Genomic DNA, 24,070 nt, shown 5'->3' with positions numbered 1-24,070 from the left:
CGATCTGAAGGCGATCATGACTTTCATACGGCGAAAATCCTGACTCGCCTGGACACAAGAGACCAGACTGAACTAGTGAACAGGCTCTCTGTCTCTAGACCCTAGTCGCTCGCCCCTCGCCCCTCAACCCACTTTCAAGAAATTCCGAAGGAGATCAGTCCCCGCTTCCGACAGAAAACTTTCCGGGTGAAACTGCACGCCATGCACTGGATAGTCACGGTGGCGGACTCCCATCAGCTCGGGAGGATGATCCGCATCGCGGGTCCAGGCACAGGGAATCAGCTCTGGCGTCAACGACTCTTCAGGCACCACCAGGCTGTGATAACGGGTGAAGACTGTCGGGCTGGGGAGATTCGCGAAGACCCCCTGGCCATCGTGATGAATCTCCGAGGTCTTGCCGTGCATGAGTCGTTTCGCGCGAACGACCTTTCCGCCATACACCTCTCCAATTGCCTGATGCCCCAGGCAGACCCCCAGTAATGGGAGCTTGGGACCGAAATGAGCGATCACCGCCTTCGACAGACCCGCTTCCGAAGGAGAGCAGGGACCCGGAGAAATGATGATCCGCTCCGGGCGCAGCGATTCAATTTCCTCGATCGATGTCTGATCGTTCCGATGGACGACGATTTCCAGGTCAGGATCGATTTCTCCGAATCGCTGTACGAGGTTGTACGTGAAGGAATCGTAGTTATCGAGAACGAACAGCATGGATGGACAACTTTGACAGATAACTTCCGGCCGACCTCTGACCTCTGACCTCTGACCTCTGACCTCTGATTATTTCCGCCCCCGCGAGCGAAGCAACCCTGCCGAGGAGTCAAAATACCGCTTCTGCAGCCGTTGTTCAGAATTTCCGGTCTGCTGGGAACGCTGCAGATCCTCGATGTTCGCCAGACAGTATCGACATTGAATGGTCTGCAGGTGAAACTCGATGTAGTCCGCCAGCTCTTCCGGGGAGTTTTTTAATAAGTAACTTTCCAGCTGAGACCGGGACAGGCAGCTGAGCCGTCCGCGTCGCCAGATTTCCCCGACGGTGTGCCCGCCATGATCCCGCTGCCGCGAGAGCAGGGCAGTATGGGCGCGAAGGTCCGGCTGTTCGCGCAAAAGCTTTTCGATATGAGCCGACTGCTGAACGGACAACGTCTCGTCCAGGTAGGCGAGCAGTTCGGAATCCGTCGGGTGCTTGTCCGGGTTCAAGGCAGTGTTCCAGGCAATGAAAAGAGCCAACAAACAAGAGCCCGAGCCGGAAATTTCGTCGTTCTCCCGGCCCCGACACGGAACTGATCGCTCAGGACATTCTTCGGTTTGATTCAGGTGAAAACAGAACGGGCAGCCGGGGAATTGGTTGCGACGTCTGGTTTCGCTCTGTAGCATACTCCCGCCGATGGAATTTCGACATCCGATGAAGGTGCGGACCTACCGAAGCGACCGTCGGTGACAGAATCAATCGCAGAAATTCTACTCTCAAAGGGATCGAACGTGGCCGAATTGAACATCGACGAACTCAAGGCGAAGGCTCTGACCATTCGTCGTGACATCATCAAGATGACCACCGCCGCAGCCAGCGGACATCCCACCAGCAGCCTGTCCGCCGCCGATGTGGTGACAGCTCTGTACTTCGGCGGGTTCATGAAATTCGACCCGAAAAACCCGAAGGATCCCAACCGGGACCGCTTCATCCTCAGCAAAGGGCACGCCTGCCCGGTGCTGTACGCCGCCATGGCACACGCGGGATATTTCCCGATCGAAGAGACCATGACCCTGCGAAAGCTGGGAAGTCCTTATGAAGGTCACCCGAACGTTCGCCGCCTCAAAGGGATCGAAGCGAGCACCGGTTCGCTGGGTCAGGGGCTGTCGCTGGGGATCGGTCACGCACTGGCTGCCCGCGTCGACAAACGGGATTTCAACGTCTTCGTCATGATGGGCGACGGCGAAATGGGCGAAGGTCAGGTCTGGGAAGCGATTGCCACCGCCGAGAAGTATCGTCTGGGCAATCTGACTGCCATCATCGACCAGAACGGGTTTCAGCAGACCGGAGCCACCAAGGAAGTGCTGAACCTGCGGGAATTCCAGCCCAAGCTGGAAGCCTTCGGCTGGCACGTTCAAACGATTAACGGCAACGACATGGCGGAAGTTGTTCCAGCCCTGAAGCTGGCAGCCTCCATCACCGATCGTCCCAAGTGCATCGTCTCGCAGACTCAGAAGGGCTTCGGAATTCTGCCCCTGCTGAAGGAAGAGGGAGACATGAACTACCACGGCAAACCCATTCCCAAAGCACTGGAAGAGAAGGCACTGGCCCTGCTGAGCTAGTGCTCCGGCATCAGGATTCTTTCGGTAGTTGCATTTCGGGTTTGAGACTCAAGACACACAACGCGACGGTCGGCCGCACGCTTTCCATCCGCTGAAAACAGGAACCAACAATGTATCTCGGTGAATACTCTGGTTTGAAAATGGGCCCGGCCACTCGGGATGCATTCGGAGAAGCCCTCAAAGACTTCGGCGCGAAGAATGAAGCTGTCGTCACCGTCGACGGGGACGTGGGGAACTCCACCCGCACCGAAGTGTTCGCCCTGGCTCACCCGGATCGTGCCTTCAACGTGGGAATCGCCGAGAGCAATCTGGTCGGCGTGGCAGGCGGTCTGGCTGCTTCGGGGAAGATTCCCGTGGTCGCGAGCTTTGCCTGCTTCCTGATGGACAATGCGTTCGACCAGATCCGTATGTCGGTCGCGTTCCCGCACACGAACGTCAAACTCGTCGGAACCCACGCAGGGATTTCGATCGGCGAAGACGGCCCGTCCCAGATGGGAATTGAAGACGTTGCCCTGGCCTGCTGCCTCCCCGGCCTGATCGTCGTCGTCCCCTCGGACGCCGCCTGCACCACCGCAGCGACCAACGCCATCCTCGCACACGAAGGCCCAGCCTACCTGCGGGTCGGTCGGGGCAAAGTCGCCACGATTTACAAAGATGGAATCGATTTCCAGATCGGTAAGGCCATTGAAGTGCATGCCGGAACCGACGCGACAATCATCGCCAACGGCCTGATGGTCGCAGGTGCCCTGGATGCCGCCAAGAAACTCGGTGAAAAGGGATTGAAGGTTCGCGTGCTCGATATGCACACGATCAAGCCGCTGGATGTCGAAGCAATTGCCAAAGCCGCCAAGGAAACCGGAGCCATCGTCGTCGCTGAAGAACATCTTCATCACGGCGGACTCGGGTCCGTGGTCGCACAGGCGGTCTGCCAGTCGCATCCCGTCCCCATGGAATTTGTTGACGTCGGTGATCAGTACGCAGAAAGCGGCGACCCCCAGGGCCTGCTGGACAAGTACGGTCTGACCGCCGACGCTGTGGCTGCTGCCGTGACGAAGGCAGTGGCACGCAAGTCCTAAGGCGATTCGTCGCTGATGACATTTTGTATTGTTCCCATCTCCTGATAACCTCGATCCCTGCGAATCCACCGGTGACCAACAAGTGACCGGTGGATTTGCACAGAGTTGGCGCAATTGATCCGCTTCCGATCTTTCCGGAACAGCGATCCTCCGAAGCTGTTACAGCTGTTTCGGCAGACGCGCCCGGGCCGCGCCTTCGCATACCCGGATTCCAGCCATGCGCTGGAAATGTCGGTCTTCTGTCTCCCGTATTTCGATCCTCGCGGACTCATCATCGCTGAGGACGGCGACCAGATGGTCGGCTTCATCCACGCGGGATTCGGCTTCAGCGACGATCTCTCCCAGCTGAACTACGACCAGGGGGTCATCTGCTGTGTTCTCGTACGGCCGGAAATTCAGCAGAAGGGGGTCGGCAAGGAGCTGGTGCTGCGGGCCGAAGAATACCTGAAAGCAGCGGGAGCCAAGCACATTCAGGCGGGCCAGTCCCGGTTCCGCGATCCGTTCTATTTCGGAATCTACGGCGGAGCCCGCCCGAGCGGGTTCATGGAATCAGACAAGTCTGCTGATCCGTTCTTTAAAGCACTCGGATACGTGCCGATTCAACGAGTCCCCGTCTTCCAGCGGGACCTGACCGATCGCAAAGACCCGATGAACTTCCGCCTGATGGCATTACGCCGTCAGACGGAATTGATTGTCTCCGACCAGCCGGAGAAGCCCAGCTGGTGGTGGTACTGCCGATTTGGAAACATCGAATCGATGCGGTTTCAGCTGGTGGAGAAGAAAACCGGAGCGTCGATCGCAACGGTGACCGTCGTCGGGCTGGACCACTACATCCAGTCCTGGAACGAGCGGGCCATCGGACTGGTGGATGTGCTGGTGGAAGAGCCGTTTCGTGCCCAGGGATTCGGACAGACTCTCATCGTGGAAGCAATCCGCCGACTCCGCACGGAAATGATCACCCGCGCCGAGATCCACATTCCGGAAGATTTTCAGGACGCTGTCGGGGCGATTCTGGCATCCGGATTCACTCAGGTGGATGCGGGAATCATCTACGCACGCCCGGAGGAGAGTCCAGAGCGTTGAGTCCAGAGCGTTGAGTCCAGAGCGTTGAGTCCAGAGTCCAGAGTCCAGAGGATTGAGGATTGAGGATTGAGGATTGAGGATTGAGGATTGAGCGGGCGACTTGTATGGGTATCCCGCTCTCGACTCTCAACTGTCAACTCTCAACTCTTCAAACTTCCGCTCCGCGCGCATCACGCTGGGGTCGACTCCATCGCGGCGGGCCACTTCGGAGCGGGACAGGACTCCGGAATCGATCAGTCGCACGTCAGCCAAGCGTTCCTTCGAGCGGTCCCGGTTGATCAGCTGCGGAAACGTCCAGCGGACATCAATTAAGTCGAAGAAGTCTTCCGGCAGCAGTCCCATCGCGACTGCATCGTCCATCACCCATCGCCACAGCCGGGTGAACTCCCGTGCGAAGAATTCCTGTTCACTCTGGAAGTACTTCACCGCCGGGCCCTCTGCGACCATCGTGGAAGCGAAGTTGGCATTCGAAGCATCGGCGGTCAGCATGAATTCCGGAAGACCTGCACCGGCCGCCACACTCAAGAGCAGCATCCGTCCCAGCGGGACAGCATCTCCAAAGTTCGTGTTGGGCTGAAGGAACTGGATGTCGGTCCCGTGATTGGTCGTCAGGATCGTGCCGGGGCTGAAGCGTTCGCGGCGGGAGTCCCTGTGTACTCCGCTGTAATACCCAGCCTGATCTGCCGCTCCTTCGGCCATCTGGGGAGAGCCTTGCACCTTCCGCCAGAGAACGATGGAGGACTGCAGTTTCCTCGCCATCATCTCCGTATCCATCCAACGGGTGTAGCTGTCCAGAGCGTCCAGCAACGATGCGAGCACCGACACCCCGCGTTTCTCATTGGAGTCGACTCCGATGCGGGTCTGCAGCATCTCTTCTGCAGGAACCCGTTCGAGAGTTCGTTCATCTCCGGAGCGATGAAACTTGAGATAGGCGACCGGGTGCTCGACATCCTCCGGCAGTGTCAGAATTCCCTGCGAGCCGGGATGATCGGCATCGGCAGCGATGCACTCAGGATCGACGAATCGGACCGCTGGCGGCCACGACTCCCCTGGGAACTTTCTCAAAAAGGCTTCACCATCCCGCCACGTTCGCCGAGCATGTTCACGGAAGGAGTAATGCCGGCAATTGCCGATCAGAAACTCTTCCCACAGGTTGTCCGACAGGCGCACCAGGTCTTTGATAACTGGGTTCTCGACTTCATCTTCATCGGGCTGATGACTCAGCTTCAATCCCGGGCCAGCGACGTAGGCCTCCAGCAGTCGGAGAATGTTCACTGCATAGGGATTCTCCCGCGACGCCTTGCGGGCTCGTTCGAGGATCGAAGTCCGTGACTGTTCCCCGGGAAATCCTTTGGATTGTCCCAGCAGCTGCCATTCACCGGGGTCATCCGCCACTGCGTGGGGTCCCTCCGATTCCGTCAATTCGAGCAGGCGTTCCTGCAGGACCCGCTGATACCGGGCTCGCAGCTGCAGGGTGGCGAACTGGTCTCGCAGAAAGCTGAACATCACGCAACTCCGGTCAGGGTCAGAATCAGCAGCGGTCTCCCTGTACTGCTTCAATCGATTCCAGACAGGTTGCGCGGGAGTTGAGAGTTGAGAGTTGAGTGCTGAGTGCTGAGTGCTGAGTGCTGAGTGCTGGCTACCCATACAAGTCGCCCAATCCCCAATCCCCAATCCCCTATCCCCTATCCCCTATCCCCAATCCCCAATCCCCAATCCCCTATCCCCTATCCCCTATCCCCTATCCCCTATCCCCTATCCCCTATCCCCTATCCCCTCCTGAAAACGAGTTCCGCCAGTACCATGCCAATACCCGCGTCAGTCGACTAAAATTGATTTCCTGACAGGCTCGTCGTCACCGCAGATGACATTTCGGCCGAATTCCGCCTCCGCTCTCATCGATTCCATAGAAACTCATTTCCATCGCATGTCTGACACGCTGTACATCGTCGATACGTTTTCGCTTGTTTTTCAGGTCTACCACGCCATCCGGCAGCCGATGACCGGAACACGCGGGCAGCCGACCAATGCGATCTTCGGCTTCGTCGGAGACATCGAGCATCTCATCAAGGACAAGCATCCTTCCCACCTGATCTGCGCCATGGAATCGCCCGAACCGGGGGAACGGCTGGCGATCTACACTGAGTACAAAGCGAACCGCAGCGCGATGCCGGATGACCTGCGTCCTCAGATTCCGCTGATCATGGACGTACTCGACGGGTATCGCATCCCGGTGATTTCCCACGCCGGATGGGAAGCGGATGACGTCATCGCCACGCTGGCCGTCAAAGCGGCTGAAGCAGGCATGGATGTCCGGATCGTCAGTAATGACAAGGATCTTCGCCAGCTGATCGGCCCACGGATCAAGATCTACCACATTCGCAAAAAGCAGTTCATGGATGAGCAGCATCTGCTCGAAGAATGGGGAATCGCCCCCAACCAGGTGATCGACTTCCAGTCACTGGTCGGCGACAGCGTCGACAACGTTCCGGGTGTGCCGGGGATTGGTCCGAAGACCGCACGGACGCTGCTGGAAAAATTCGGCTCACTGGAAGGAGTTTTGGCGAACCCCGATCAGGCTCCCGGAAAGAAGCTGATTGAAAACCTGAAGACATACAAAGACCAGGCGTTGATGAGTCGCGAACTGGTCCGGCTGCGAACCGACCTTCCGCTGCTCATCGACTGGGAAGCGGCCCGCATCTGCCCCCCCGACTGCCAGAAGCTCTACGACCTGTATACCGACTTCGGATTTCGCCGATACGCTGCCGACATGCAATCGAGCCTGATGCAATCGGCCCCGCCGGTCCAGAATGTCGAAGGTGAGAGTGAGAAGCCGCGGGGCTGGACGACGGTTCAATCGCCCGCTGAATTTGAAGGTTTCCTGCTGCAGCTGCAGAGTCAACCGGTCATCTGCGTTGATCTCGAGACGACGAGCAAAGACCCGTTGCGTGCCGACATCGTCGGCTGGGCGATCTCCTGGAAGCCGGGCGAGGCCTATTACATTCCGGTCGATGGTCCGCAGGGATCGCAGGTGCTGAAACCGGCGGATGTGCTCAACGCCCTCAAGCCGATTCTCGAAGACAGCAACCGCACGATCGTCAATCAGAACATCAAGTACGACTGGCTGGTGCTGCGGCGGGCCGGAGTGGAAATCGCTCACCCGGGCATGGACCCGATGATCGGCGATTATCTGCTGGACGCCGGGGCCCGCAGCCATGGACTCGATGAACTGGCACGACGATACCTCTTCCGCGAGATGATTCCGATCAGTGATCTGATCGGGAAGGGGAAGCAGCAGTTGAAGATGTTCGAAGTAGAAGTCGATCGGGCAGCGGAATACGCCAGTGAAGATGCCGATATCGCCCTGCAGCTGGCAGGGATCATTGAAGGCAAGCTCCGTGAAGAAGGGCTTTATGATCTGTATTGGAACCTCGAACGGCCGCTCATCCGAGTGCTCGTCGAGATGGAATGGAACGGCATCCGTGTCGACGTCGAGGAACTCAAACGGCAAAGCCAGAATGTCCATGCGCGATTGAAGCTGCTGGTCATGGAAATCCATGCACTCGCTCAATCGGAATTCAATATCGATTCCCCCAAGCAGCTGGCCAAGGTTCTCTTTGAAGACCTGAAGCTCCCGGTGCAGAAACGGACTAAGACCGGCCCCAGCACGGATCAGGAGGTTCTGGAAAAGTTAGCCGAGCTGCACCCGCTCCCGAAGCTGCTTATCGAACATCGGATGCTGTCCAAGCTGAAGGGGACGTATCTGGACACACTCCCCGAGCTGGTCCATCCGAAAACCGGCAACGTGCATACGTCCTTCAGTCAGGTGACAGCCGCGACAGGACGGCTCAGCTCCAGCGACCCGAATCTTCAGAACATTCCCGTGCGGACGGAAGAGGGCCGCCTGATTCGGAGTGCGTTTGTCCCTTCGCGACCCGGCTGGAAGCTCGTCTGTCTGGATTATTCGCAGATTGAACTGAGGATGCTGGCCCACTTCTGTCAGGACACTGCATTGCAGGAGTCTTTCCGCAACGGGGAAGACATCCATACAGCTGTTGCCGCGCAGGTCTATGGCGTGGCTCTGTCGGAAGTCACTTCTTCACAAAGACGGGTCGCCAAAGCGGTCAACTTCGGGGTCATCTATGGACAGTCCGCATATGGACTCGCTGCCACGCTGGGGATCAGTCAGGATGAAGCGGCGAAGTTCATCGATGACTACTTCACGAAATATGCTTCGGTCGACAGGTTCATCAATGACACGCTGATGGAATGCCGCCGCACCGGTTACGCCAAGACCATTCTGGGACGACGGCGGGAGATCAGCGGGATTCGTCCCCGGATCTTCGGCAACCTGAATCTCCCGGAACGGACGGCAGTCAATGCTGTCATTCAGGGATCGGCAGCGGACTTAATCAAACAGGCGATGATCAACGTCTTTGCCCGCCTGAAGCACGAACAGCATCCCGCGCGGATGTTGCTGCAGATCCATGACGAACTCGTGTTCGAAGCCCCAGCGGAGGCGGTTGAGTCGCTGATTGCACTGGCGCGTGAAGAGATGTCCAGTGCTCTGGAACTGAATGTCCCGATCGTCGTCGATTCGAAGGTTGGGGACAACTGGCTCGACGCGGCGCCGTGATGGACGTCGGGAACCTGCCAGAAATTTCACGCTGAGCCGGGAAAAAGTGAGATGTTCCCGGCTCAGTTTGCACCTGTTCCGCATTTGCTGAACTTAAATGATCTTCAGGTCATCAGCTTCATGACGTTGATGGCATTTAAACGCTTCCTGTGAGTCGACGCACGGGCGATTCACTCACAATTGAAGGAAACTGATTGCAACCCGAAGTCCCGGGTAATCATTGTTGACGAGGCAGTGGATTCCCCGTGCTAGCTGCGGGGATTTTTACCCAGCACCTCGAATCATCAATGAGCATGGTCGAAACGAGAGTTTCTCTTCTAATGAGTCTTCGTAACGGAGGCAGCCAGGCAGACTGGCTGGATTTCGTCGAAATCTATCGCCCCTTGATCATCAGCGCCATACGCCGTGCCGGAGTTCCTTCGCAGGATATCGAGGATGTGACGCAAGCGGTCCTGCTGCAATTGGTGAAGGTCCTCCCCGCGTTTTCGTATCAGAAGGAACGGGGATTTTTTCGCAGCTGGTTGCGTCGCGTCGCGATGAATCACGCCATCGATCTTCGCCGAAAGCAGCGTTTCCCGATCGTCTGGATTCCCGAGTTCGACGAGCCGGTGCAGCCGCAGGTTGAGGATGGAATGTTCGAGAAGGAGTTCCGGCAGGAGCTTCTTCAAGCGGCATTGAAAACGATTCGTCCGGAATTTCGTCCCAAGACCTGGGAGTGCTTTCTGCTTCGAACATTCGGCGAACGGTCGGCAGCTCAGGCCGCATTGGAATTGAACCTGACGGAGAATGCTGTCTTCATCAACACATCTCGCGTGCTGGCGCGCCTGCGGGAATTCTGTGCGTTCCACGGGGAGTTCTTCGAGCATGATAACACTCTTTCGCTCGCACAATGACGCAGACGTTCAGAGACTGGTTCCCGTTACCCTGAACTCTGAACGAGAGTTCAGCGGGGTTGTTCCTCTTCAGCAAAGCAGTTCCAGATTCGAATTTTCGAGCTGTTTCCCGGACAGACTTGAAATCAAAGAATGCCTGAACCGGGGAGGGCAGGGGGCAGTCTACCGGGCATGGGATCATCAGTTGCAGCGGGACGTTGCCATCAAACTGGGGCATCCCAGATCCGCGGACAGTTCCATGTTCTCCGCGAATATCCAGCATGAATCCCGCTGGATTGTCCGCATCAATCACCCTCGTCTTCCGACCGTTTATGAGAGTGGACACGCAGCGGGCCGGCCGTATGTCGTCTTTGAATACATCCCCGGTCTGAATCTTCAGGAATACACCTCTCGGCACACTCCCGGCCGCAGACAGATTCTCCGTTTCATGCGGGAGATTTCCGAAGCCGTCTCCGCGGCGCACCGTGCTGGGGTCCTGCACCTCGATCTGAAGCCGGAAAATGTGATGGTGACACCGGACGGTCACTGCAAGTTGATCGACTTCGGCCTGGCCTGGGAATGGGGCCGACGTGACGACCTGCCATGCGGGTTTATGGCCGGCACGTCACCTTACCTGGCACCGGAACAGGCGAGCGGTGACCATAGGCAATGGACAGAAGCGACCGACGTTTTCGGGCTGGGGGCGATTCTGCATGAACTGCTGATGAGAAAGCCCCCGCTGGCTGAGTGGCCCCCAGATCTGCAAACACATCGAGAACAGTTGCAGATCTGCCGAGAGCAGCTTCTCCAAAAATCCCGGCAGCATCTCCATCGAGTCTGCTGGAAGGCGCTTCATCCTGATCCACGCGAACGATTTGAAAGCGTAAAAAGCTTTTGTCGTGCTTTACGTGCTGATCGCATTCGAAACAGGCGGGTCGCAGGACTTCTGTTCGTGGTCGCGGGGATCTGGATGTTTCTGCACGGACTACACTCAGCACTGTCGACGCCACCCGCACGGCAGCGGAAAGAACAGACGGCAGCCTCCTCTATTGCCACTCCGCTTTCTCAGGAATTGAAGCTTCGATTCGAGATTCGCACCGACATGTCTGCACGTCCGCAGGTTTTTGTCTGGTCTCCGAGTTGGGGAATTCAGGAAATCCGCGGACTGCGAGAACGCGAATTCGCTGGGTCGCGGATCTGGAGTCCCCGATCGCGGGATGGAGAAATCAGAGCTCATCTGCCGGACGAGAACATCTGCCTGCTGATGATCTCGAATGAAAATGATCGGGCGATTTCCGTTTCCCAGATCACTCCCGCTGTCGGGTGCGTCCAAAATTTGAAACGAATCGCTCCCGGAGAGACCGTTCGAGTCACCTCCGACCGTTCACTTGACGTCAACGATGGGGAACTGCGAGAGCAGCTGACAGACCTTCAGAAAATACTGCAGCAGCTGAACTCCCCCTGCAGCTGCCTGATCGCAACTGTCCCACATCGATCGCAGTCAATCTGGCGAATCTCCGAAGAGTTTGATTTCACTCGTCCGACAGACGCGGGCGAGGGACTTCAACCGACTCTGTCCCCTTGAATCGGGAAGTGCAGCTTCCGATTCCTTTCGCCCGATGCACGGGACGTCTACAATTCCAGGACAGTCTGTTGATCGCTCAACAAACACTCAAGTCGCTGCGCGGAGACCGAGGAGCAATTTGCGGGGCCACTGCCCGCTCAGCGAGTTTTTCGAATATGGAGACGCGTTTCCCCTGAGTGGAGGAATGCGAAGAGGAGTCTGGCATGGCCAGTGAAGTCGAATTGATTGATGCGCTGAAACAAGTCATTGACCCCGAGCTGATGGTCAATATCGTAGACTTGGGGCTGGTTTACGAAGTCACTCAGGAAGAAGGGGGCAAAGTCAAAGTCGAGATGACGCTGACCAGTCCCGCCTGTCCAGCCGGCCCCCAGATCATTCAGCAGTCGAAAATGGCCCTGGAAGGACTGGCTGACGTTGAAACTGCGGAAATCAAGCTGGTGATGTCTCCACCCTGGTCGCCCGAACGGATGACCGAAGAGGCACGAGATCAGCTTGGAATTTTTTAAGAGCGTTGCGAACGCCGGTTGATGGTTGCGAGGTTCAAGGTTGGCAGTGAGCGGGCGTATTCAACCTTCAACCCCTGAACCTTCAACCCCTCAACCACCCACCTTGTAAACGGACTTCAACAGGAAAATCCCACCCATGAAGATGCTCAATTTCGCCTGCCTGGCATTGTTGTTCACAGCTTCCGCCTGCGTTGCGGACAGCTCGGATCCACAGAGCGCAAGCGAACCGGTGATTCCAGTGTCGGAATCTCAAACCGAGGAAGTGGCTTTCCAGGCAGACTCAAACCCATCAACGGAGAAGCTGGACGTGTATAAAGTGAAGTTTGAAACCTCCAAGGGGGACGTCATTATCGAAGTCCACCCGGAGTGGGCACCGCTGGGAGCCGCCCAGTTCAAGAAAGCTGTAGAAGCCGGAGTCTACGACGACGCCAAGTTCTTCCGCGTTGTCCCCGGGTTCATGGTGCAGTTCGGAATCCCGGCAGATCCGGCTCTGGCCGCCAAATGGCGTGACAACCGCATCAAAGACGACAAAGTCACCAAGTCGAACACCAAGGGGTACATCACCTTCGCAACCTCGGGTCCGAACTCCCGGACTTCGCAGGTCTTCATCAACTACGGCGACAACAAATTCCTCGACTCCCAGGGATTTGCTCCGTTCGGGCAGGTTGTCCAGGGAATGGACATCGTCGAAGCCATCAACAGCGAATATGGCGAAAAGCCCGATCAGGGACGGATTCAGTCCCAGGGGAACGCCTATCTGAACAAGACCTTCCCCAACCTGGACGGCATCACCAAAGCCACCATTGTGGAATAGTCTGAGTCGATCAATCCCTGTGTTCCGGAGACTTCGGTTTCCGGAACACAGATTGATGATTTCAACTGCACTGAATTTCCCTATCCCCTGTCCTCGATCCCCTCCCTTCCCATGGCTTCCGCGACCTCGCATCCCAAACTTGCTGAGAAGTTCGTTGCCAATCAACCGCGCGCCCATTGGCACGATCAGTCGCTGTGGTTCATGCGGGCCAAGCGGGACAAGGCGGCAGCGACGCTCCCGGAGTGGGAACAGCTTCGAGAACGCGCCTCAGCCATCAAACGTCATACGATGACGCATCTGGCCGATCTGCTCGAGCAGTTCGAAGCCAACGCGAAAAAACGCGGGATTCACGTTCACTGGGCCCGTAACGGGGAAGAGCACAACCGCATCGTCCTCGATATTCTACAGAAACACGGCGTCCGGAAGGTCGTCAAAAGCAAATCGATGCTCACGGAAGAGTGTCACCTGAACCCCCACCTTCAGGCCCACGGGATCGAAGTCGTCGATACCGACCTGGGGGAATGGATCGTTCAGCTCCGGGACGAACCTCCCAGCCACATCGTCATGCCGGCCGTGCACATCAAACGGGAGGAGATCGGCGAGCTCTTCCACGAGAAGATCGGCACCGAAAAAGGAGCCACCGATCCCGCTTATCTGGTCGAAGCGGCCCGACACGCATTGCGTCAGAAATTCCTCGGTGCCGATGCCGGAATTACCGGTGTCAATTTTGCCCTCGCCGATACCGGGGGAGTGGTTGTCTGTACCAACGAAGGAAATGCCGACCTGGGAACTGCGCTTCCAAAACTTCATATTGCCTGCATGGGGATCGAAAAGCTGATCCCCCGCTGCAAGGATCTGGGAGTCTTTCTCCGGCTTCTGGCCCGTTCCGCCACAGGCCAGCCCATTACCGCGTATTCCACCCACTTCCACGGCCCGAGGGACGCGAACTCGGAAATGCATATCGTGCTGGTGGACAACGGTCGCAGCGAGATTCTGGGAAGCGATGATTTCCGAAACTCGCTCAATTGCATCCGCTGCGGGGCGTGCATGAACACCTGCCCGGTCTATCGCCGCAGCGGAGGCTACAGCTACAGCGCCACGGTTCCCGGGCCGATTGGTTCAATTCTGGGTCCCGCCATGAATCCGGAGAAGCATTCGACGTTGCCGTTCGCCTGCTCGCTGTGCGGATCGTGTTCGGATGTCTGCCCGGTGCGAATCAACCTGCATGAACAGCTTTACACGTTCCGGGAGCGTCTGGCCGTCAAGAAGCTGCTCGCCCCGAGTAAGCGTTGGAGCATGAAGATGGCGAGCATCGTTCTGGGGCGGACGTGGCTGTACCAGCTGGCAGGGAAGTGCGGACGGACCGCACTGCGCATTCTGCCTCGATTCGTCGTTTACAGCCCGCTGAATCCGTGGGGCCGCCAGCGAGAACTCCCCAAGGCCCCCTCGCAGAGTTTCCGGGAAAGCTACCGGAAGCGGGAGAAAAGAGGGTAGGGAAAAGGGAACGGAGAGGAGGGGACAGCGAAAAGTCGCATTCTCCTAACTCCTACCAACTAACTCCTATCCACTGCCCACTACCCCCTACCCAAAAAAAATCCCGGCCACGTCTGTGACCGGGATTCAGAACCAGTGTTCTGTCAGCTGGATTACTTGCCAGCGCTGCCAGCTTCTGGGGTGGCAGCCGGAGCTTCGGCTGGAGTTTCGGCCGGAGCAGCAGCGGGAGCTTCTTCTTTGTGCTCAGCGTGCTCGTCAGCCTTCTTTTCTTCGTGGGTCGGAGCCGGAGCGGGGGCTGGTGCCGGAGCTTCCGGAGCACAACCAACTGCACAAACCAAGCCCAGAGCGGCCAACAGGGTGCTCAGATTCTTCATCAGTATTCTCCTCATTGGGGGTGTCTACGGAGGGAGCGTGGAACAGAAAGCTCCGTCCGCAGCCCTGCCTGCACCACTTTTGATCCCCCTCCCGCCCCCCTTATTCCCGAAATTTACAAACCGATTCAAATTTCTCCAAAAAAGCTGAATCCGCTCCCCGGGGCCTGATTCGACCGTTCTTAACGCAAAAGATAGGAAACCTGGGAAGCCCGGAGCGACCGCCAAATCCCCGCTACAACCCAAACAACCGCTAAATCTTGCCTAAACCGTATTTCCGTTGAATTCGGCAACCTCCGTTCGCCGATTCATCAAGATAACTGCACCTGCCGCCGTTGGATCACCTATGGGCCACCGTCGGAGGAAAGCAGGGGAGCTGCGCCGACGAGTGCGCGGACTTCGGCATTTGGGTTCCAAGGAAAGAGATTGACAGCATGAAGCTGGAGCAATCGATGAAATACGCAAGTCAGCGTTGGATCGGTGCAGTGGCCGTTTGTCTCGGGTTCGCCTCGCCGACCTGGGCAGATCCGATCATTTTCCCGGACGATGTCCCAGCACTCGTGGCTGACGACTCGGAGGCCTCCGTCTCCCTTCGTGCGGAACCTGAGGCATCGATTTCGATTTCCGATGCCACCGGGTCGGTCCGCATGGGCAAGAGCGCGTCGGCCAGTCTGTCCGCGGGAAGGGTCGAACAGGCCCAGTACGTCCCGCCGCAGCCGGAGCTCAGCCCGCTGGCGCAGTCCCAGGTCGCGCGTCCCACGCAGCCGGTCTTCACGGCTCCGTTTGACGACAGCGTCGGCTTCGCACAGACCCAGCGGGTCAACGAAGTCCTCTGGCGTCTGGGCCGCATCAACGGCGACCAGTACGGCTACGAAGGGGGCTACACGAACTTCAACGCCTTTGCTCCGCTCTTCTCCGACGGCGGCAATGCGGTGACCTTCGTGAACCCCCGCATCAGCGTCACCGACTACGGCTTTGCCGTGGCGAACATCGGTGCCGGTCACCGTCGTTACAGCCCGTCCCGGGACCGTGTTTACGGGGCTTCGTTCTGGTACGACTATGATGATGGTCATGCGACCGCCTTCAATCAGCTCGGTCTGAGCATCGAAAACATCGGCCAGTACTACAGCTATCGCGGTAACATCTCGATCCCGGTCGGCGACCGGACTGCCGTGGCTGGGTTCACCGATGGAGCTCCGGACTTCACCGAGAATTTCGTCTCTGTCGTGCGGACGTATACCAATCAGAATGCCTACCAGACCTACGACTGGGAATTTGCCTTCCCGATGCCTGTGCTGGGGGCTTACGGCTTCGATTTCGGAATTGGAGCTTACTACCTGAACGGTCAGACCGCCCGGGATGCCGGCGGGGTGAGTGCCCGAATCCAGGGGCAAGTCACAGAAAACTTCTGGATGAACGGGATCTACACCTATGACCGGGTGTTCGAATCGCTGTTCTCTCTGAACTTTGAATACACCGTGCCGACCGGCAAGCCACGTCGCTGGTTCCGCCGTCCGCCCGTCTCGACCTATCTGACTCAGTCTGTTCAGCGTCGTTATCGCGTGGCTGCCGGAGAATCGTACTCGACCGCCAACATTCGTGGTCGGGACGCCAACGGGAACGCCATTACCATTGCGTATATCGATCCGGATCCGGCTGCTACCCGAGATCTCTCCTTCGCTCGGGGAACGATCGAAAACCCGTTCCTGAGCACAGACGAATATGCCGCCAGCGATCGTGAACAGTACCAGTTCATCTTTGTTCGACGCGGAACCGACGCCCAGGAGGCTGCCAACCTGAACAGCGGGATTACGCTGGTCGAATACGATCCGAACGCAGGAACGCTGGGACCGGCGAACAACCCGCCCGGAAGCATTCCCTACTACGGCCAGAAGCTGATCGGAGACGTCGACCTGTCACCAGCCAACCTGCCGTTCTACCAGGTGTTCTACGATGGAGTGGAGTCCGTCTTCCAGCTGCCGTCTGAAACGACCGGCGGGACCGGAGACGCCCCTGTCCTGAGCAACTTCACCGGCGGGGCAACAGAAGTTGTCACCATCACCGGAAATGGACATGAAATCTTCGGACTGACCATCAACGGTGCGACCAGTGCCGCGAACGCAACCGCCGCCATCGACGGAATCGCAACTGCCGCCGGGACCACCACCAACGGATTCTACATCCACGGCAACAACTTCCAGAACGTCGTGAACGGGATCGTCATCGACAGTGACACCGCAGTTCTGCCACCACTGGGCGGGCTGACCTACAACGACTGGGGTCGCATCGTCGACAACAACTTCAGCGGGATCAACACCACCACAACTCTCCCACAGGCCGCCTCCGAACGAGCGATCGTCATCAATCACACCGACGGCAATCTGGACCTGTTGATTTCGGATAACACGATCGACAGATTCCAGGGTGGACTGGATCCGACCGGAATCGTCGTCCTGGCCGATGGAGCTGGAGCATCCATTAATAACGGGGCCACCACAGCCGGGCGTCCAGAACTGGGAATTCTCCGGAATACCATCACCGCCACCGGATCGGGGATCAACATCGCTGCCGACAACGGTGCTGTTTTCCGAACCCGAGTCAACAACAACTCCATCACCGGAGGAACGGACCTGTCCGCGATTCCTGACGGCGACGGTCTCATCGCGACTGCCAATGGAGCTAACAGCTTCATGAATCTGATCACGTTCAATGACAACGTCATCAGCAACAACGCTGGAAACGGGGCTTTGCTGGCTGCGACAAACGACGCATCTCTGCTGGTCGGCGATCCGACTTATGACCCGAACGATCCTAATGACATCTTCGTCCCGCCAATGCTGCGGAACACCTTCTCCGGCAACGGGGAAAGCGGGATGTACGTGAATGCGGACAACGGCGACATTGTGATTCAGGGAATCGGCGACCAGACGGTGGCAAATCGCAACGTCTTCTCCGACAACGACGAAGATGGCCTGTCGATCGATGCTGAGAATTCCGGTCGGTTCCTACTGGGAGTGCTGACTGGTGTCCCCGCCACACCTTACATCCTCAACCCGATGGTCAACCAGTCGTTCACCGGCAACGGGATGAACGGTCTGTCCGCACAGGCCATCGGAGCTGACAGCGTCGTGCTCATGGCAATCGGTAGCGAGACAGCCGGGAACACCTTCAGCAACAACGCCAGCGAAACCACTCCGACCACGTTCTATGCAGGGATCAACCTGGCAGCGATCGATGGCGGAACGCTCAATACCCCGGTCATGAACAACACTGTGACCGGAAACCTGGGCAACGGAATCCAGATGCTGGTCGATGGATCCGGGGCAGCCACCACAGTGGAACAGCAGATCTTCTTTGCCAACACAGTGACCGGCAACACCCTGAACGGCATCAGTGTCACAACTGAAGGGGCTGCCACCATCGGTGGAGCACTGGACGACGAGATTCTTCTCTTCCAGGAGAATGTCGTGAACACCAACGGCCTGGACGGAATTCTGGTTTCAGCCAACGACACCAGCGTCATCGAGTCTGTGTCCGTCGAGAATGAGATCACCCTGAACGGCGGCAACGGAATTCATCTCGAGGTGAACGACAATGCTCAAGTGGAATTCGTTTCCATGGGCGACCTGCTGCAGGACAACACTCTCGCGGGAATCCGCTCGGATCTGCTGGGCAACGGCGATCTGGACATTGCCCTGATCGGTGCCAATGTGCTCAGCAATGACGGTTTCGGCTTCCTGCTGACGGCTGACGACAACGCGACCTATGAAATCGTGCTGGGAGAAACCGGGGAAGTGACGAACATCTTCGACGGCAACGGCGACGCTGGAATCGCACTGGACGTCACTGGAAGTTCGATTGGCTCTCTGGAGATTGTCAATACCCAGGTGGTCAACACGGTGAACGGCGTCGACCCGTTCTTCGACGGCCAGGGGATTGCTGTCCGGATGCGTGAGGACGCGATCCTGACGGACGTGACGATCGGTGATCCGACCGTCCATAACGTACTGGTGGAAGGAAATGCATCTTCCGGGATCTCGTTCAACCTGTCCGGAACGTCGATCACGGAGAACGCAACCGTCCAGCAGACCCGCATTCAGAACACCATTATCAACGACAACGGCCTGCACGGGATCGACGTACGGCTGAACGGCCCTGTGCAGTTCGCCAACACCACGATTGTCGGCAACGACATCACCAATAACGTCGGAGACGGGATTCACACGCTGCGTGTGGGTGCCGGTGTGATCAGCAACTTCCGCGTCGGCCAAGGAAACTTCAACCCGATGATCCCGAATCCTCTCAGCAACCTGATCCAGGGGAACGGGGATAACGGAATCTTCCTGCAGGCCCGTAACACGAACTCGGAAGACACCTACATCATCGAAGGAAACCTCATCAACAACAACGGAGCTGGAACAGCGATCGATCCGAACGGCCGAAACGGGATCCACATGCGGGCCGAAGCGGACGCGGACATCCACGCCCTCGTCCAGAACAACTACATCACAAACAACGTCGCACGCGGAATCCTGACCACCAGCCGAACGAACACTCCTCTGGACAGCGTTTCTGTGGACTTCGACGCGTATAACAACATCATCGACAGCAATGGACTGGAAGGAATCCAGCTCAGCGGTGTTCATGATCTGGTGCGAATCGGAAGTACCGCCAACACCTTCCCGGACAATCGAATTACAAACAACGGAAGTCATGGTATTGGCGGGATCTCTGGAGGTACGCAGACCAACATCGACAATAACCTGATTGCCGACAACGAGGGAGGAGGGATTGTCTTCAATCTTGCAACCCAAAACTCGATCAATATTCGAAACAACATCATTACCCAGAACACGGGCGATGATGGAGTCCAGCTGAATGTGGTTGGCAGCCTGCCGTCTTCTGCACTGGTGCAAGGCAACACAATCACCTTCAACGGAGGCGATGGTGTAGAGGTAATGACGACGACCAATGGAACCTTTGATGCCATCATCAATGATAACGTGATCGAAGATAACGCTGCTCGCGGCGTGGCCATCTTCAACCGAGGGGACGGCGCGACAATGAGCGCTGTGATCGCGAACAACAGCATCCGACGAAACGACGAAGAAGGGGTTTATGTGGTCAACACGTCCGATGCTGACCAGAACACCGATGTTGCGTCCACAGAAGCCATGGAAACAGGCGGTGCCCTCTTTGCGAACCCATTCATGAACCTGATTATCGAAAGCAACGAAATCTTTGACAACGGATTTGCGTCCGGCTTCAACTCAACAGGCCTGGTGGTTCGCGTCGGGACGACGGGCGGCGGGCAAGAGTACTCCTGGAATCAGGACGGAGGCTTTGCCTCATCAACCTACGGGGGAATCATCGCTGAAATCCGGGACAACGTCCTGGGAGGCAACTTCGGAAACGATGTGTACTTCGAATCGTTCGTCTCGACAGGTCCTCCAGCACCCACAAATGGAACATGGACATATCACAACGCTGATCCTCGCGACCCGGCGGAAGACGAGTTCGAGATCATCAATTATCAAGCAGACGCACTGGCCCGCATGGACTTGATCTTCACAGGCAATACCATGGAACAGCTCAACGCCACGACACTGGGTGCGTACTACGATAACGACGAAGGTCAATTCAAGTCCCGCACCGACTTGGCCAATGGAGGTGGCCCGCTGGGACCGACATTTGGCGGTGGACCCTTCAACGCGAATCTAGGAGGAGCGACTCGTCGCAGAAACGCACAGCGTCTCGGTGCTCGTGATGTGGCTCTCCCCGAACCAGGAACACAGCTCCCACCCAACGTTCCAGGCTCGCCGACAAATCCTGCCTCCGATCAGTTCCTGTATGCGGGGATGGGTGCAAGCACCTTCCGTGTGAACTCAGACGTGAACTTCACAAACACGGTGACAGATGCCTATCAGAGCTTCTTCGCGTTCGACGGAGATCTTCTTGACGGTAACCCGGGATACACCACGTGGCCCACAGCCAACGGCATCAACTTCGGAACAACAATCTTCGGAGAACTGCCATTCGGATGGGGAGCACTTCCCTAACCCAGTGGTCTTAGGCTGAGCGATCAGCGGAACCGGAGGCAGATTTGCCTCCGGTTTTTTATTTGGCGGGGAGATTAAAGACGTGTTGACGAAGGGGAGGGCGGGTTTTGTCGCACTTGGAGAGTGCGACATACTGGATGTACCCCGCACTCTCCGAGTGCGGGAATCACGGACGTTCGGCCGGCCCTTCTTGCGGCGACTTGTTCAGGAGAGAGTCGTCCACGTTCATCAGGAAGCCGTCGCGCAGGTGGCCTTCGGGAGTGCGGCCGCCGTGGGCGACATCCACATGCACCATCGGGCGGACCCAGCGGGCCTGATATGGCGTCTTCAAGACCGAACGCGAAGACCGGATCCGGTCCAGCGTCCCCTGCAGTTCCTCACGCGCCGAGCTGTCGAGTTCGTCCAGCGTCATTTTCCCGGCAAACCGGGCCCGGTTTGAAGCAACTTCCGCGAGCAGCAGCGACTTGATCTCGCCGGCAGGATTGGTCAGATATCCGAAGACGACATACCGGCCGTGCTGATTGCGGGGCTGCCCGGAGGGGGAGGGGGGAACTTTCTTCAGCATCTCTTCGGGACTGGCTTTCGCCAATTCCTCAATGGACTTCGTGATCTGATCCCCGCTGAGGGCGTTCAGACTGTTCATTCCTGACCCGTTGCTGCCACTGCTGCTGGTGCCAGAAAGATTGCCTCCGCCCGCTGCGGCACCGGCCTGGGCTGCGTACCCATCGGCCCCTGCGCTTCCCGCGAAATCCTGCATCGCACTAGCGATATCTCCGTTGGCGGGAGGTCCCCCCTTCCGTAGACCACCACCCAGACCCGATTCCGGTTCGGGTTCTTCCTCTTCCTCTTCGCCATCGCCGCCATTCGTGTTCCCGAAGGCGGAAGCCCCCTCAGCAGCCGAGATGGCTTTGACCATCGACTTCATGAGGTTCGCTTTCTTCTTCTTTTTCGTTTTGCCAAAAATCCCTTCGACATCCACTCCGGTGACGGCGACCGCGAGGATAACGATTGCCAGACTCCAAATGGCGCAATAGACGACCCGTCGACTTTCCGGCATTTTGCGGAATACGGTCATCCAGAGCTGCACGGGCTCGACAAAGATGGCGCTGAAGGGGATGGCATCAGCATTATGTGAAGCGACGATGTACGCCCAGATCTGCGCCACCATCATCAAGGTGACCCCAGCGGCAAACTGCACCCGTCCGATGGGGATGCGATCATCAGGGTCAGGGAGGAGAAAACAGAGCACAACGCAGAGTGCCGTGAGGACGAAGACTCCGGCCCCGGCCCACACCATCCAGATCAGCGAACGAGGCTGAAACTGACCAAAATTGGGATCGATCTCGACCGGCGTCATGGCCCGGCCGAGCTTGGGGTAGTAGCCGCACTCCGGACACCACGAGGAGTTGCCCCAGGGTTCTTCGGAGCCACACTGCGGACAAAGGTTCGTCTGGGCAGCAGGTTCGTTATTCGGTGTTTCCGCTTTTTCCAGCCTGACCGACTCCAGCATGCGCATCAGCCGCGACGACGCCTCCTCGGGCAACGTCGGCGGAGATGGATCAGCATCGACTTGAGTCGTCATGAATGAAAACTGCCGGGACTCGCGAGAAAAAACGCAAAAAACTGGAGTTCTTCCTTGCAGAACCTAGCTCATCTTTGACAGAAAGCCGGAAGTTTCTTGACCGCAAGCCCTATTTCGCTGTAACTTGAGCACAGATATATTCTTTCAACGTTAGGACAGAGTGGATCTCGCGGTCGAGGTGGGCAGTGGATAGTAGGTCGTCGATAGGAACGTGCTCGAATTTCCTGTCTACGACCCACTCGCTACTGCTCACTTCCCTGACTTGCTGCTTGCCGTGTGGTGAAGCACCAGGAGGGCATCTACGTTTTCAGACGCGGTACGACTGCTTCCACCGACTGTCTTGCACATTCGGAAAACAATGGATTACATGGAAAATAGCGAAGACACCAAGACATTCGCCGATTTAGGTCTGAACTCTCAAATCCTCAGCGTCCTCGATCGAATTGGTTACAAGTATCCCACGCCGATCCAGGCCAGCTTGATCCCGGTCGCACTCACCGGAGCCGACTGCATTGGCCAGGCACGGACCGGCACCGGTAAGACAGCCTCCTTCGTCCTCCCCATTCTGCAGCGCATTGATCCCCACGCCACCAGCGTGCAGGCCATTATCCTGTGTCCGACACGGGAACTCAGTGAGCAGGTGGATGAAGAACTCAAGCGGGTGGCACAGGGATCGAATATCGATTCCGTGCTGGTGGTCGGAGGACGGCCGCTGGGACCGCAGATTCGAGCCTTGCAGCAATGTGCCCAGATCGTCGTCGGGACTCCCGGGCGGGTGATCGATCTGCTGCAGCGAAAGGCACTCAGCCTGAAAGAAGTTCGCTTCGTGGTGCTCGATGAAGCGGACCGGATGCTGGATATCGGATTCCGAAAAGATATCGAACGCATCCTCAGCGGAAGCAATCCGGAACGTCAGACGATGTTGCTTTCGGCGACGCTGGAAGAGCCGGTGGAAAAGCTGGCCCAGCGGTTCATGCGAAGCCCGCAGCGGATCGACCTGTCAGAAAACTCGGTCGTGGTCGAGACCATCGAACAGTACTACTGCACTGTTGAAGAACACAAGAAGTTCGGGCTGCTGGTGCATGTGCTGCTGAATGAACGGCCGGCTCAGGCGCTTGTCTTCTGCCGTACCAAACGCCGTGCCCAGCAACTGTTCGAAAAGCTTTCGCAGCGCCTGCCGGAAGTCACTGCCATTCACGGTGACCTGCAGCAGCGGCAGCGGGACAAAGTCATCAAACGGCTCCGCGAAGGCAAAGCCCGTCTGGTGCTGGCGACCGACATCGTGGGGCGCGGAATCGACATCAGCGGCATCTCGCACATCATCAACTACGATATCCCGCAGAGCTCCGACGACTACATTCACCGTGTGGGTCGAACCGGACGGCTCTCCTCCAACTCGGACGGTCGCGCATTTACATTCGTCACTCCAGAACAGGGTGAAGAACTGACACGCATTGAAATGCGTATCAACGTGTTGCTGCAGGAATACAGCGTCGATCGCTTTACAGCCTTCGTGCAGCGTGAGCGGAAAGTCGTTGAAGATCTGACACCTGTGTTCGAAACGAAGCGGGTGGAAGATTCCGAGTGGGACGAGATCTTCGCTGAGCTGTAAACGAGCCCAGCAAGATCAACCTGGAGTCGGAAGTTCATTGGAGGAACCGACATCCTTCTCAGGCAGAATG

General features: G+C 57.5%; 16 protein-coding genes. 11 read left to right on the top strand and 5 right to left on the bottom strand.

Annotation, left to right across the window (positions count from 1 at the left end; genetic code table 11):
- Positions 1-123: 123 nt before the first annotated feature.
- Positions 124-708, bottom strand: coding sequence for an anthranilate synthase component II (locus SH661x_RS08865; protein WP_437230082.1), 585 nt, complete (start codon positions 706-708; stop codon positions 124-126).
- A gap of 69 nt (positions 709-777) precedes the next feature.
- Positions 778-1,197 carry a hypothetical protein gene (locus SH661x_RS08860; protein WP_437230080.1) on the bottom strand — a complete coding sequence of 140 codons (420 nt, stop codon included), beginning with the start codon at positions 1,195-1,197 and terminating at the stop codon, positions 778-780.
- Positions 1,198-1,479: 282 nt separating this feature from the next.
- Here SH661x_RS08860 and SH661x_RS08855 point away from each other — a divergent pair, with 282 nt between their 5' ends.
- The 3 genes from SH661x_RS08855 (at position 1,480) to SH661x_RS08845 (ending at position 4,469) form a co-directional block, all read left to right on the top strand.
- A complete protein-coding gene (locus tag SH661x_RS08855; RefSeq protein ID WP_437230078.1) occupies positions 1,480-2,310 on the top strand; it encodes a transketolase in 831 nt (276 codons plus the stop codon).
- 110 nt (positions 2,311-2,420) lie between these two features.
- Entirely contained in the window at positions 2,421-3,386 is a 966-nt protein-coding gene (locus tag SH661x_RS08850; protein WP_437230076.1) for a transketolase family protein, read from the top strand.
- A gap of 105 nt (positions 3,387-3,491) precedes the next feature.
- Positions 3,492-4,469, top strand: a complete 978-nt coding sequence (locus tag SH661x_RS08845; RefSeq protein ID WP_437230074.1) for a GNAT family N-acetyltransferase — start codon at positions 3,492-3,494, stop codon at positions 4,467-4,469.
- Positions 4,470-4,595: 126 nt separating this feature from the next.
- On the opposite strand, the gene SH661x_RS08840 is transcribed toward SH661x_RS08845, so the two are convergent.
- Positions 4,596-5,975, bottom strand: a complete 1,380-nt coding sequence (locus SH661x_RS08840; protein ID WP_437230072.1) for a phage portal protein — start codon at positions 5,973-5,975, stop codon at positions 4,596-4,598.
- Positions 5,976-6,396: 421 nt separating this feature from the next.
- Between SH661x_RS08840 and polA the strand changes: the two genes are divergently transcribed.
- From polA to SH661x_RS08810, 6 genes are all read left to right on the top strand, one after another.
- Positions 6,397-9,105, top strand: coding sequence for a DNA polymerase I (gene polA / locus SH661x_RS08835; protein WP_437230070.1), 2,709 nt, complete (start codon positions 6,397-6,399; stop codon positions 9,103-9,105).
- Between the two features lie 320 nt (positions 9,106-9,425).
- The gene (locus SH661x_RS08830) at positions 9,426-9,998 is read left to right on the top strand and encodes an RNA polymerase sigma factor (protein ID WP_437230068.1); all 573 of its coding nucleotides are present in this window, start codon (positions 9,426-9,428) and stop codon (positions 9,996-9,998) included.
- Positions 9,970-11,562, top strand: coding sequence for a serine/threonine protein kinase (locus SH661x_RS08825; RefSeq protein WP_437230066.1), 1,593 nt, complete (start codon positions 9,970-9,972; stop codon positions 11,560-11,562). The genes SH661x_RS08830 and SH661x_RS08825 overlap by 29 nt, the downstream gene beginning before the upstream one ends.
- Before the next feature lie 203 nt (positions 11,563-11,765).
- On the top strand, positions 11,766-12,068 hold the full coding sequence (locus SH661x_RS08820; protein ID WP_437230064.1) for a metal-sulfur cluster assembly factor: 303 nt from the start codon (positions 11,766-11,768) through the stop codon (positions 12,066-12,068).
- A 136-nt stretch (positions 12,069-12,204) separates the two neighbouring features.
- Entirely contained in the window at positions 12,205-12,882 is a 678-nt protein-coding gene (locus SH661x_RS08815) for a peptidylprolyl isomerase (RefSeq protein ID WP_437230062.1), read from the top strand.
- 111 nt (positions 12,883-12,993) lie between these two features.
- Positions 12,994-14,376, top strand: coding sequence for a lactate utilization protein B (locus SH661x_RS08810; RefSeq protein ID WP_437230060.1), 1,383 nt, complete (start codon positions 12,994-12,996; stop codon positions 14,374-14,376).
- A gap of 152 nt (positions 14,377-14,528) precedes the next feature.
- On the opposite strand, the gene SH661x_RS08805 is transcribed toward SH661x_RS08810, so the two are convergent.
- Positions 14,529-14,750, bottom strand: coding sequence for a hypothetical protein (locus SH661x_RS08805; protein WP_437230058.1), 222 nt, complete (start codon positions 14,748-14,750; stop codon positions 14,529-14,531).
- Between the two features lie 449 nt (positions 14,751-15,199).
- Here SH661x_RS08805 and SH661x_RS08800 point away from each other — a divergent pair, with 449 nt between their 5' ends.
- The gene (locus tag SH661x_RS08800; RefSeq protein ID WP_437230056.1) at positions 15,200-20,806 is read left to right on the top strand and encodes a beta strand repeat-containing protein; all 5,607 of its coding nucleotides are present in this window, start codon (positions 15,200-15,202) and stop codon (positions 20,804-20,806) included.
- Between the two features lie 166 nt (positions 20,807-20,972).
- On the opposite strand, the gene SH661x_RS08795 is transcribed toward SH661x_RS08800, so the two are convergent.
- Positions 20,973-22,388 (bottom strand): hypothetical protein, encoded by a 1,416-nt coding sequence (locus SH661x_RS08795; RefSeq protein ID WP_437230054.1) that lies wholly within the window; start codon positions 22,386-22,388, stop codon positions 20,973-20,975.
- 358 nt (positions 22,389-22,746) lie between these two features.
- On the opposite strand from SH661x_RS08795, the gene SH661x_RS08790 reads away from it, so the two are divergent.
- A complete protein-coding gene (locus SH661x_RS08790) occupies positions 22,747-24,000 on the top strand; it encodes a DEAD/DEAH box helicase (RefSeq protein WP_437230052.1) in 1,254 nt (417 codons plus the stop codon).
- Positions 24,001-24,070: the final 70 nt, after the last annotated feature.

The organism is Planctomicrobium stercoris (assembly GCF_051465655.1).
GTDB lineage: Bacteria > Planctomycetota > Planctomycetia > Planctomycetales > Planctomycetaceae > Planctomicrobium.
This window is presented reverse-complemented; position numbering and strand designations above follow the sequence as displayed.